General features: G+C 39.9%; 14 protein-coding genes. 13 read left to right on the top strand and 1 reads right to left on the bottom strand.

The window, feature by feature from the left end:
• Positions 1-142 precede the first annotated feature (142 nt).
• The 9 genes from T8I65_RS14805 (at position 143) to T8I65_RS14765 (ending at position 6,200) form a co-directional block, all read left to right on the top strand.
• Complete coding sequence (locus T8I65_RS14805; RefSeq protein WP_322301323.1) at positions 143-319, top strand: hypothetical protein; 177 nt, start codon at positions 143-145, stop codon at positions 317-319.
• A gap of 63 nt (positions 320-382) precedes the next feature.
• Positions 383-718, top strand: a complete 336-nt coding sequence (locus tag T8I65_RS14800; RefSeq protein WP_141878980.1) for an arsenosugar biosynthesis-associated peroxidase-like protein — start codon at positions 383-385, stop codon at positions 716-718.
• Between the two features lie 44 nt (positions 719-762).
• Positions 763-1,818: an arsenosugar biosynthesis radical SAM (seleno)protein ArsS gene (gene arsS / locus T8I65_RS14795; RefSeq protein WP_322301322.1), complete on the top strand. Its 1,056-nt coding sequence runs from the start codon at positions 763-765 to the stop codon at positions 1,816-1,818.
• A gap of 1 nt (position 1,819) precedes the next feature.
• A complete protein-coding gene (locus tag T8I65_RS14790; protein WP_322301321.1) occupies positions 1,820-2,317 on the top strand; it encodes a rhodanese-like domain-containing protein in 498 nt (165 codons plus the stop codon).
• Entirely contained in the window at positions 2,318-2,932 is a 615-nt protein-coding gene (locus tag T8I65_RS14785; protein WP_322301320.1) for a TIGR04282 family arsenosugar biosynthesis glycosyltransferase, read from the top strand. It begins immediately after the preceding gene.
• Positions 2,922-3,734: a purine-nucleoside phosphorylase gene (locus T8I65_RS14780; protein ID WP_322301319.1), complete on the top strand. Its 813-nt coding sequence runs from the start codon at positions 2,922-2,924 to the stop codon at positions 3,732-3,734. Before T8I65_RS14785 ends, T8I65_RS14780 begins: the two co-directional genes overlap by 11 nt.
• Positions 3,735-4,703, top strand: a complete 969-nt coding sequence (gene arsM / locus T8I65_RS14775; protein WP_322301318.1) for an arsenosugar biosynthesis arsenite methyltransferase ArsM — start codon at positions 3,735-3,737, stop codon at positions 4,701-4,703.
• A 16-nt stretch (positions 4,704-4,719) separates the two neighbouring features.
• A complete protein-coding gene (locus T8I65_RS14770) occupies positions 4,720-5,508 on the top strand; it encodes a DUF547 domain-containing protein (RefSeq protein WP_322301317.1) in 789 nt (262 codons plus the stop codon).
• Positions 5,509-5,513: 5 nt separating this feature from the next.
• Positions 5,514-6,200: a TIGR04283 family arsenosugar biosynthesis glycosyltransferase gene (locus T8I65_RS14765; RefSeq protein ID WP_322301316.1), complete on the top strand. Its 687-nt coding sequence runs from the start codon at positions 5,514-5,516 to the stop codon at positions 6,198-6,200.
• On the opposite strand, the gene T8I65_RS14760 is transcribed toward T8I65_RS14765, so the two are convergent.
• The gene (locus T8I65_RS14760) at positions 6,190-7,176 is read right to left on the bottom strand and encodes a glycoside hydrolase family 113 (protein WP_322301315.1); all 987 of its coding nucleotides are present in this window, start codon (positions 7,174-7,176) and stop codon (positions 6,190-6,192) included. The genes T8I65_RS14765 and T8I65_RS14760 overlap by 11 nt on opposite strands.
• Before the next feature lie 137 nt (positions 7,177-7,313).
• On the opposite strand from T8I65_RS14760, the gene T8I65_RS14755 reads away from it, so the two are divergent.
• From T8I65_RS14755 to T8I65_RS14740, 4 genes are read left to right on the top strand one after another with little or no spacing between them, the layout of a single operon-like run.
• Positions 7,314-8,600, top strand: a complete 1,287-nt coding sequence (locus T8I65_RS14755) for an FAD/NAD(P)-binding oxidoreductase (RefSeq protein ID WP_322301314.1) — start codon at positions 7,314-7,316, stop codon at positions 8,598-8,600.
• The gene (locus T8I65_RS14750; protein ID WP_322301313.1) at positions 8,600-10,195 is read left to right on the top strand and encodes a 4Fe-4S binding protein; all 1,596 of its coding nucleotides are present in this window, start codon (positions 8,600-8,602) and stop codon (positions 10,193-10,195) included. Before T8I65_RS14755 ends, T8I65_RS14750 begins: the two co-directional genes overlap by 1 nt.
• A gap of 55 nt (positions 10,196-10,250) precedes the next feature.
• The gene (locus T8I65_RS14745) at positions 10,251-10,943 is read left to right on the top strand and encodes a glycosyltransferase family 2 protein (RefSeq protein WP_322301312.1); all 693 of its coding nucleotides are present in this window, start codon (positions 10,251-10,253) and stop codon (positions 10,941-10,943) included.
• Positions 10,940-12,415 (top strand): cellulose synthase family protein, encoded by a 1,476-nt coding sequence (locus tag T8I65_RS14740; RefSeq protein WP_322301311.1) that lies wholly within the window; start codon positions 10,940-10,942, stop codon positions 12,413-12,415. Before T8I65_RS14745 ends, T8I65_RS14740 begins: the two co-directional genes overlap by 4 nt.
• Positions 12,416-12,426 lie beyond the last annotated feature (11 nt).

Here is a 12,426-nt window from a genome sequence, read left to right as displayed (position 1 = left end):
TAGTGTTCTAGGTAGTTCCAGAAGCAAAGTGTAAAACCAAAACTAATTTTGCGAAATTGGTTAAATTGAAAAACTTTGTTAAAAATATAAGCCTGATTCAATAGGCTAAGAATTTGCTTTATTTTTCAGTAAAACTATCAATATGAATAAAGATAAAGACAGATCATCGCCTGTACCTAAGGAAGATCGTAACAGTGAACAAAAAGTAAATCAATCAACAGAAACCAGAACTCAGAATTCCAGTTCAAAGTTATGGATAGTAATCGCGATAGTAGCCCTATTTTTACTTATTATTCTTTCTATAACCGGGGTGCTATAGTTTAAAACTGTAGCTTCGGTTTTTTCGTAATTATTAGTATTAACACATATAAGAAAATAGTAAATGGCTAAAAACTATTATGATCCTGCAGACCTTAGAAAATTTGGAGAGATTACTGAATGGAGCGAAGAGCTTGGAAACAAGTTTTTTGACTACTACGGTAAAGTGTTCGAAGAAGGAGCTCTCTCTGCCCGTGAAAAGTCATTGATCGCGCTCGCAGTAGCGCATGTTGTAAAATGTCCTTATTGTATCGATGCATATACCAAGGATGGATTACAACGTGGTATTACCAAGGAAGAGATGATGGAAGCCGTTCATGCTGGTGCAGCTATTGAAAGTGGAGCTACCCTTGTACATGGTGTGCAGATGATGAATAAATACAAAAAGCTAAGTATGTAAGTTTTTACTGAATTAAAGAACTAAACATACGTAGAAACAACTATATGATCACAAAATCCCTGAAGGCGCGTAAGGACGATCTTTCAAGCCCTAAGAACCAGTTAGAATTTTTAAGCGAAGGCATATTTGAAGAAGGCGAACTCCCCTATTTCAGGGATAAGATCGCAGAAACTCACAACCTGCCATTTAAACCCAAAAAACTCGAAATCTTACAGCTGAATCTTGGTTACATGTGTAATCAGGTTTGTTCTCATTGCCATGTAGATGCTGGTCCCGATCGTAAGGAGATCATGACGGTAGAAACCATGAAGCAATGTCTGGAAGTCATCAAGAATACCGGAGCCCATACGCTGGACCTTACTGGTGGTGCCCCTGAAATGAATCCGAATTTTAGATGGTTTGTGGAAGAGGCAGCTAAGGCCGGGATAAAGGATTTCATTGTTAGATCTAATCTAACGATCATTCTCGCAAATAAGAAGTATCACGACCTACCGGAATTCTTTAAGAAACATAACGTCCACGTAGTTTCGTCACTGCCATTCTACAAAAGAGAGAAAACCGATAAGCAACGAGGTAGTGGTGTTTTTGACAAGTCCATCAAGGCACTTCAAATGTTAAACACCGTAGGTTACGCGCAGGAAGGCACAGGATTAAAACTGGATCTGGTCTATAATCCTTCCGGTGCATTTTTACCTACAGATCAACAGGCGATGGAGCAGGATTTTAAAAAAGCTTTAAAAGAAGATTTTAATATCGATTTTGGCAGTCTGTTCGCAATTACGAATTTACCTATAAGCCGATTCCTGGAATACCTTATAGCTTCTGAAAATTATGAAGATTATATGTATGCGCTGGTAGAAGCTTATAATCCTGCAGCCGTTGAAAACGTGATGTGTACCAATACGATCTCCATTAGTTGGGATGGCTGGTTGTACGATTGTGATTTCAACCAGATGCTGGAATTAAAAGTGAATTCAAAAGTGCAGCATATTAGTGAATATAATGAGGACATTCTTAATGATCGAAATATTATCATTTCTCAACATTGCTATGGTTGTACTGCAGGAGCAGGGAGTAGTTGCCAGGGATCTGTAACTTAAGATGAAATTAAAGGGAGTCATATTTAGCTTAATTTTATTTATTGGAACTTCCGGGTTCAGTCAGAATGCGCTGGATGATCTATTAAAAAAATATAATTCTGGCGATGTTGCATACACTTCCGTAGAGCAATTGCGCATGAATCAGTTAAATGATGAGGTGATCATTCTGGATGCAAGGGAAATCAATGAATATAAAACCAGCCATCTTAAGGATTCAAAATTTATAGGATATAACAATCTTGATCTGACTGTTCTGGATTCAATTTCCAGGGATAAACTGATCGTAGTATACTGTTCCGTAGGGATTAGATCAGAGAAAATTGCTCTTAAGGTTCAGGATCTGGGTTTTATAAATGTAAAAAATCTGTACGGAGGTATTTTTGAATGGAAAAATAACGGCTATCCTGTTTATGACAATAAAGGCAATGAAACTGAAAAGGTTCATACTTTTTCAAAACACTGGTCGAAATATCTTGAGAACGGAGAAAAAATTTACTAGGTGTCAAAAGAAAATTTACTAATAATATTTACAAAAAATCCTGTTCAGGGAAAGGTCAAAACCAGGCTGGCGAAAGGAATAGGAGATAAAAAAGCTCTTGAGATTTATAAATTTCTGCTGAAGCATACTAAGGATGTAACCAGTAAGCTTAAGGTAAACAAGCAGGTTTATTACGCCTGGAATATTGCTGAAAATGACATCTGGGATAATGGAGGTTTTCAGAAAAGATTGCAGGTAGAAGGAGATCTGGGAGAGAAGATGGAAGCTGCTTTTAAAGCTGGATTCGACGAAGGTTACAAGAAAATTATCATCATTGGTAGTGATCTTTACGATCTTAATGAAACAGATCTTGAAGAAGCTTTCAAAGAACTTGAAACCCACGATTATGTAATTGGACCCGCTGAAGATGGTGGATATTACCTCTTGGGAATGAAATCATTAAATTCGGCTTTATTCATTAACAAAGCATGGAGTACATCAAGTGTTTTCGAGCAAAGTGTGCAGGATATGCAAGAGGGAACTTATAAAGCGCTACCATTAAAAAACGATATAGATACACTGGAGGATAGTCAAGATCATCCGGCTTTTCAAAAAATAATAAATAATGACAGATAGAATAAACGAATCGGTAGATTATTTAAAATCCAAAGGATTCGGAGAACCAGAGGTTGGGATCATACTGGGTACTGGTTTAGGTAAACTGCTGGACGATGTAGAAATTGAAGTAACCGCCAGTTATAATCATATCCCATATTTTCCAACTGCCACGGTGGAATTTCACAAGGGGAAACTAATTTTTGGAACCCTGGCAGGAAAGAAAGTGGTCATCATGCAGGGGAGATTCCACCTGTACGAAGGTTACAGTCTTTTTGATGTTACATTCCCGGTAAGAGTAATGAAGCGTTTAGGGATGAAGCGTTTGCTGGTTTCCAATGCTTCCGGAGCGATCAATCTGGATTACGATAAAGGTGAGTTAATGCTTATCGATGATCATATTAATCTTCAGGGTGGTTCGCCACTGGCTTTTCATGGCGTTGAACACCTAGGGGAACGTTTTGTGGACATGAGCGAACCTTATGACAGATCCATGAACGAGCAATTCGAGAATACTGCTAAAGAGCTAAATATTACTTTACATAAGGGAGTTTATGCTTCGGTACTGGGGCCTCAGCTGGAAACAAGAGCAGAGTACCGTTATTTAAAGACGATCGGTGCAGATGCTGTTGGAATGAGCACAGTGCCTGAAGTGATCGTTGCCAATCATTTAGGAATCCCTGTTTCAGCAATTTCTGTGATCACCGATAAAGGAGATCCGGATAATCTTGATAAGGTAGATATTCAGGAAATTCTGGCAATGGCTGCCAAAGCAGAACCTGACATGGTCAAACTATTTAAAGAATTACTTAAGAAATTATAAATGAGTTATCTAGAGATTACTAAAGATGTTTACCGTGAGGCTGCACTTACACCAGATGTGGGACTTTGCTGCACCACGAACCCGATCTGGGAACTTCCGGGATTAAAGATTCCGAAGATCATGCAGGAGATGAATTACGGTTGTGGTTCCACAGTGCATGCCAGGGATCTGACTAATAATCCGCGTACGCTCTATGTGGGTGTAGGTGGCGGAATGGAACTTTTACAGTTCGCTTATTTTTCCCGAATGAAATCGGGTGTGGTTGGAGTAGACGTGGTGGATGAAATGCTGGAAGCAAGCCGCAAGAACTTCGTGGAGGCAGAAGTACAGAACCCATGGTTCAAATCTGAATTTGTTGATTTGAGAAAAGGAGATGCTACGGCATTGCCGGTTGAAGATAACTCTATAGATGTTGCCGCACAGAACTGTCTTTTCAATATTTTTAAAACTGAAGAGCTTACTCAGGCTTTGAAGGAAATGTACCGGGTACTGAAGCCACATGGAAGACTTGTAATGAGTGATCCAACCTGTGAACAGGAAATGAACGATGAGCTAAGAAATGACGAACGCTTAAGAGCGCTTTGTCTTTCCGGAAGCTTGAGCATCAAGGATTACGTAAAAGCATTAACCGATGCCGGCTTTGGAACTATCGAGATCAGAGCCAGAAAGCCTTACAGAATTCTGGATCCCAAAAATTATCCTACAGATGAATTGATCTATATCGAATCTATTGAAGTAGCGGCGATCAAAGATCCTATGCCTGAAGATGGGCCGTGCATCTTTACTGGAAAAGCTGCGATCTATTATGGAGATGAAGATCATTTTGATGATCAAAAAGGGCATATTTTATTGAAGAATCAGCCAATTGCAATTTGTGATAAAACTGCAGGTGCACTGGCAGATCTTCAAAGAGATGATATTTACATAAGTGAGTCCACCTGGCATTACGATGGTGGTGGCTGTTGCTAGTTAAAAAAACAAAATTATGAAGAAGGTATTTTTAAGTTTTTTGATCCTGGTCTCAGGGGCATTTATTTGTCAATCCTGTAACCTTATTTCGAGTGCAGGCTTCAATAGTAAAGGATTGCCTACACCAGATTCTGCAAATACTTCTGCAGCTGCAGAGGACAAAGTAGATCATTCTGGCTGGGATCAACTATTGAAAAGACATGTGGATGAAGACGGAATGGTAGATTATAAAGGTTTTCAGAAAGACCGGCCAGCACTTGATAAATATTTAAAGATGCTTTCTTCCATGCAGCCAGATGATACCTGGAATCGTGATCAACTTCTGGCATATTATATAAATCTATATAATGCATATACAGTCGATCTTATTCTTCGGAATTATCCCACGAAGAGTATTAAGGATATTTCCGGAGCATGGACAAAAGAGTTTGTCAAAATTGGAGACAAGGAAATTTCATTGGGTGGAATTGAAAATAGTCTGTTACGAAAAATGGATGAGCCAAGGATACACTTTGCAATCAATTGTGCGTCTATAAGCTGTCCAAAACTTATCAATGAAGCTTATACCAGTGAGAATATTGAAAAACAACTGGAGAAGGCTACAAATGAATTTATCAATTCAGATAAGAATGATATCTCCGCTTCCAGCCTGAAGCTTTCATCGATCTTTGATTGGTACAAGAATGATTTTATGGAAAACGGATCTTTGATCGAATACATAAATCAATATTCGGAAGTAAAGATCAACTCGAATGCCCAGGTAGACTATAAGAACTACGACTGGAACCTGAATGAAGCAAAATAAGTTCTGTGATAAGTATAATTATCCCGGTCTATAATGAAGAGAAGCAGCTTCCAGCTTTGCTAAAATACCTGGAAACTGCTTCTTCTACTTATATACGGGAAATTCTTGTTGTCGATGGTGGAAGTACAGATGAAACTTCCCGTCTTGCCATCGAAAACCCAAAGGTTATCTATTATCTTTCTGATAAAGGCCGGGCAGTTCAAATGAATTATGGTGCAAAAAATGCAAATGGTGAACTGCTGTATTTCCTGCATGCCGATAGTTACCCCCCAGAAAATTTTGATGAATATATAATGAAAGTGGTCCGGAAAGGATTTGATTGTGGTTGTTTTCAAATGCGATTTGACAAGGATCACTGGTGGTTGAACTTGATGGGGCATTTCACAAAATTTAATCATCTATCCTGTAGAGGTGGAGATCAATCCCTGTTCGTAACCAAAGATCTGTTTTATTCCCTTAGCGGTTTTGATGAAAGTTATACGGTTTACGAGGACAACGAATTTATAAAACGCCTGTATGCGCATGGATCATTTACCGTGATACGGAAGTGGCTTACAACTTCTGCACGTTTATACGAGCGCATGGGTGTCTGGAAAACACAAAAGCTATTCCTCGAGATCTACTGGAAAAGAAGATTTGGTGCTACTGCTGAAGATCTACGCTCTCATTATTGCAAACGGATTAATTCCTGAAGCTGCCATAAAAGCTTTTCAGCTCCTTTTCTGCCGGTTTATTTTGCGGTGTAAACCTGGAATTTTCGAGTCCGCCACTCTTCGTGGACTGATGCCATTTCCAAAGAAAACCACCTGCGAACCATTCTCTAGACCATACCTGTTCAAAAAGGACTTTATATGCGTTCGCCTGTAACTTTAAATTAAGACCGGGATGTTCCCGTTCAGGATTCCATGGCGTTTTTAAGGCATGGTCAATACTTCTATATCCAAATTCTGTAAAAATTATCTGCTTCTGAAATTTATCAGACACAGATTCGAGTGAACTAAGATGAGGTTCCCAGCCTTCTTTTATTTGATCAATATCGGGTGAAGCTTCGTCACTTAGAGGAAAGTAAGCGTCCACGCCAATATAATCCAGTTCATCCCATATCGTAGTTTGATCAAATTTATCCCAGTTTTCAGCATAAGTGATCTGCCCGCTATATATTTTTCTTACTTCGGAAATCAGGTTTTTCCAGAAGTCGGGTCTGTTGCTTACAAAATTGAAAAGTTCGGTTCCAATACAGAATAACTCCACATCGAGTTCTTCTGAAATTTCAGCATATAAAAGAATAAATTTAGCATAAGAATCTTCAAATTGCTTCCAGTCTTCTTCAGTTTCAAATTCAAGATCCCCGGTGAATGCACCATTCCTAATCCAGATCTGTGGCTTAACCATGATCTTTAGCTTACGTTCTTTTAATTTTGAGATAGTATGCTCAATACCTTCCTTGCGTTCTCCAAACCACTGCCGATTAATGTTAAATTTTAGTTGAGGTTCTTGGCTGTCCGGTAGAAAACCAAAGGGCATGAGGGCAATGTAATTGGCTTCAGTTTCAACGACATAGTTAACTTCAGTATCAAGAATAGAGTCTCGTGAAGCCACCAGGCTAATACCATTCATTTTAGGTGATCGTTGATTTGTTTGACAGGACGCTGTTAGTAAACCGACCATTAGAAAGATCTGAATTATGAGGAGTGCCGATTTCCACTGCATGATTGAGCGATTATTGAGTAGTATAATTGGGTTTGTAGTTATTTTCAGCTTACTTTACTAAGTATATTCTGGCCTGTAGCAAATTATAAAAATAAATGGAGCATATCGTTATCATTGGAAATGGAATTGCTGGTATCACTGCTGCCCGGCATATTAGAAAAGCTTCAGACTGCAAGATCACCGTAATTTCCGGGGAATCTGACTATTTTTTCTCACGTACCGCTTTAATGTATGTCTATATGGGACATATGAAATGGGGCCATCTAAAGCCTTATGAAGACTGGTTCTGGGAAAAGAATCGAATAGAACTTAAGAAAGCCTGGGTTGATCACATCGATTTTCAAAATAAAGAACTCACTTTTTCTTCCGGAGAAACATTGCACTACGACAAGCTTATTCTGGCTACCGGTTCCTTACCAAACCGCTTTGGCTGGCTCGGAGAAAATCTCAATGGCGTGCAGGGAATGGTCACCAAACAAGACCTGGAAAAACTGGAGGAAAGAACCTCCAGTATCAAACAGGCGGTTGTTATTGGTGGCGGACTCATTGGCGTGGAACTGGCAGAAATGCTGCATACACGAAAGATTCCGGTGACTTTACTGGTGAGAGAAAAAGGCTTTTGGAGCGGCGTATTGCCACCACAGGATGCAAAGATGATATCTCAGCATATCCTGGCGCATGGAATAGACCTTCGGCACGAAACAGAACTTGAGGAAATTCTTGGGGATGAACATGGCAACGTTCGCGCTATTAGAACCAAATCTGGGGAAGAGATCAATTGCGAATTTGTTGGTCTTTGCGCAGGTGTAAAACCTAATATCAACTTTCTTGAAAACCTGGAAATTGAAACCGAAAAAGGCATTCTCGTGAACAAATTTCTCGAAACCAGTATTCCAGATGTCTACGCGATTGGTGATTGTGCACAACAGAGAAAAGCCATAGGAGAACGAAAATCGGTGGAGGCTGTATGGTACACCGGCAGGATCATGGGCGAAACTGTAGCCAGAACGATTACTGGAAACCGAACCCCCTACCAACCGGGTAACTGGTTTAATTCGGCTAAATTCTTCGATATAGAATATCAAACCTATGGTTGGGTGTTTAATAAACCTGGTGTAAATGAGCAGCATTTTCACTGGCAGCACGAAAGTGGAGAAAAGGCGATCACGATCGCTTTTGATACTGAGTCAGGAAAATTCAAGGGCATCAATACCTTCGGAATACGAATGCGACAGGAGGTTTTCGATAAATGGCTGAATGAAGGAAAAACAATAAACCATGTTTTATCAAACCTCAAAGCAGCCAATTTTGATCCCGAATTTTATGAGCATCACGAAGCTGAGATCTTTAAAAGTTTTAAAAACAATTTACAAAGCACCTAATGAGTAGAATTGAACAAAATATGTCGGTAACCGGCGAAGCTGCAGCATCTCTCAATACAGGACAGAAAATATCGACCTTGCTTGGGATGTCTGGACTTATCATTCTTTGTCTCGCTGCTTTCAATCTAAATTTCCCCAACAAGGTTCTTTGGCTAAGTATTGCTCTAGGATCGATCACTGCAGGAATTGTGTGGTTCGCTCAGGCTACCTATTCGGGAACGCATGCAGGCATTAAAAATGACGGAGTATGGTTTAAGAGCATGACCAGCCGCGGTTACGTTGCTTATCTTACCGGTGTTGGATTGACCGGATTCTATATATTACTCTATTTCTATCCCCAATATCTTGGTTTAAGGGCAGAAGGGGATAACGTTGGATTGATCGCTCTTTTTGATCCTCTGAGTTATTTTTTAAGCGGTAATCCTGCGAGCCAGTGGTTCGTATATGGAACTTTGTATACCATCGCTATTCTGGCCTTCGGAGTGAAATTCCTGTGGAAATACCGGCATAATCGGTATGAAAAACTGAGAACTTTTAGTGTGATGTTCTTTCAGCTGACATTCGCATTTCTTATTCCTGAATTTATGTCCAGGCTTAACGACGATGGGATGAACCTGCCATATTACGATCTTAAGAATATCTGGCCGCTTAATTATTATAATTTTGAACAATACAGGGTGGATGGTTTTCTATCATCAGGTAATATAGGCCTGGCATTGCTCATTTTCGGTGTAGTTTCAATTTTCGTGATCACCCCGATTCTGACTTATAAATACGGGAAAAGATGGTATTGCAGCTGGGTTTGTGGCTGTGGTGGTCTCGCTGAAACTGCTGGTGATCCATACCGCCAACTTTCAGATAAGAGTCTTTTTGCCTGGAAAGTTGAGCGATGGGTGGTGCATAGTGTACTTGTTTTTGTCGTTTTAATGACTACCGCTGTCATCTACAGTTACCTTGGCTATGATTCTTCAAAATACTGGCTTACACGCGATGTCTTTCTGATTGGTGTTGGGACATTTCTTACCTTGCTGTTTGCAGCGATCTGGTATTTTAAAAGAGAAGAATTACAGAAGGATGCGAAATATGGTGCGATTGGATATCTCGTAATCATCCTGGGATTAATCGCTTTTCACTATTTCAGCGGGCAGAACTTATTCTTATTTAATGCGGAAAGCCTTCGCCAGGCCTATGGTTTCCTGATAGGCGCAATATTTAGCGGTGTCATTGGAACCGGTTTTTATCCCATTTTCGGGAATCGCGTATGGTGTAGATTCGGGTGCCCAATGGCGGCAATTTTAGGAATGCAGCAGCGTCTATTCTCAAAATTCAGAATCACGACCAACGGCGGCCAGTGTATTTCCTGTGGAAATTGTTCTACCTATTGCGAAATGGGTATCGATGTACGGGCATACGCACAAAAAGGTGAAAATATCGTGCGATCCAGTTGTGTTGGCTGCGGAATCTGCTCAGCGGTGTGTCCAAGAGGTGTACTCAAACTGGAGAATGGTTCTACCAATAACCGGATCACAGCAGAAGATGGTGTTGTGGGAGATAATGTAGATCTTTTGGATCTTCTGAAGCAGAAAAGCTTATAAATTGTAAGGAGTTCGCTTATTTTCGCACTTCTTAAGCTGAACCGAATAACTGCCCATGCAATCTTCCATAAAAGTGATCATTCCGGCCTACAACGAAGCAGATTCGATTGGTTTGGTGATCGCAGCTATTCCTGATATTGTAGAAGAAGTTATTGTGGTTAGCAATAATTCTACAGATACTACGGAAGCAAATGCTGCTGCTGCCGGTGCTACTGTACTGCAGGAAAATAGAAAAGGTTATGGCTATGCCTGTCTAAAGGGAATGCAATACATCTCTGAACAGTCTAATAAACCAGATATCATAGTTTTTCTAGATGGAGATTATTCAGATTATCCTTCAGAGTTGGTCAGGATCGTTCAGCCTATCATTGAAGATAACAAGGATTTCGTTGTAGGAGCGAGGGTAAAGGAATGGCGGGAAACTGGTTCGATGACCTTTCCGCAGATCTTTGGAAACTGGCTGGCTACAAGTTTGATGAAATTATTTTTCAACTCCACTTTTACAGATTTGGGACCTTTTCGAGCGATCAAGTATGAAAAATTACTTCAGCTGGAGATGCAGGATAAAACTTATGGCTGGACGGTAGAAATGCAATTAAAAGCACTTCGGAAAAAGTTAAAATATTCAGAGATCCCGGTGCATTATCGAAACCGGATAGGGGTTTCCAAAGTTTCAGGAACCCTTAAAGGTGCTATCTTTGCAGGTGTGAAAATATTAGGATGGATCTTCAAATACAGTTTTAAATGATAGACCTGCTGGTGATCATACTATACACGCTTGCGTTGCTGGTTATCTTCATCTACAGCCTCTCGCAGCTACATCTTTTAATCAATTACTTCAAAGCTTTAAAAACTACCGATACTGCGGAAAAATTTAACTTCGAAGCGAACGATGATTATCCATTTGTCACCATACAATTGCCGCTTTATAACGAGGAATATGTTGTTGAGCGTTTGCTGAAAAATATTGCCAGAATAGAATATCCAAGGGAAAAACTTGAGATCCAGGTCCTGGATGATTCTACAGATGATTCTGTAAATATTACTTCTAAACTTATTAAAAGTCTGAGGCTGGAAGGATTGGATATACAGCACATTTGCAGAGAAACACGGACTGGTTATAAGGCCGGAGCTTTGAAGGAAGGTTTGAAGATCGCTCGTGGCGAGTTTATCGCAGTATTTGATTCAGATTTTGTGCCTGGCAAAAATTGGCTGAAACAAACATTGCCATATTTTAAAAACCCCAGAATTGGTGTGGTGCAAACCCGTTGGGGACATCTAAATCGTGATTATTCGCTACTTACCAGGATTCAGGCTTTCGCGCTTGATTTTCATTTTATCCTTGAACAAACTGGAAGAAATTTTGGCCGTAATTTTATTAATTTCAATGGTACAGCAGGAATCTGGCGAAAGGAATGTATTCTTGATGCCGGGAACTGGAGTGGCGATACGCTTACAGAAGATCTTGATCTCAGTTACCGGGCCCAGATGAAAAAATGGGAATTCAAGTACCTTGAAAACGTAGAAACTCCAGCCGAATTACCCGTGGTGATTAGTGCAGCAAGGAGCCAGCAATTTCGATGGAACAAAGGCGCTGCCGAAAATTTCAGGAAGAACTACGGTAAATTATTAAGAGATAAATCGGCGTCCTTCAGTACCAAGTTTCATGGGTTCTTTCATCTTTTGAACTCCAGTATGTTTTTGATCGTTTTATTTCTTGCAGTGCTCAGTTTGCCGGTGCTTTACATCAAGAATTCCAATCCGGCTTTCAACTGGTATTTTAATCTGGTAGCAGTATTTGCTCTAAGTACGCTCATCTTTTTCCTGTGTTACTATGTCGCCTGGGCAAGAATTCATGGAAAAGGATTAAGATCATTTCTCAAGTTTATTGGAATGTTCTTAACCTTTTTTTCAATAGCGATGGGCTTTTCAGTTCATAATTCGTTGGCTGTTCTGGAAGGCCATCTCGGGAAACGCTCAGAATTTATAAGAACACCAAAATTCAATATTAATGAGAGTGGTGACAAATGGAAGGGTAATAAATATCTATCTGGCAAGTTTTCAAGAAATATCATCATTGAAGGGATACTATTTCTTTATTTTGGCTTTGCCATTTTTAGCGCTTTCCGACTTCAGGAATTTGGACTCATCATTTTCCACCTTATGTTATTCGCCGGATTTGGTTTCGTTTTCGTGCAAAGCTTAAAGTCTGAAGTTTAACTAACTTAGTC

Origin of the sequence: Christiangramia sp. OXR-203 (genome assembly GCF_034372165.1) — a bacterium.
Lineage (GTDB): Bacteria > Bacteroidota > Bacteroidia > Flavobacteriales > Flavobacteriaceae > Christiangramia.
The sequence above is the reverse complement of the archived record's forward strand: the minus strand, read 5'-3'. Positions and strand labels throughout refer to the sequence as shown.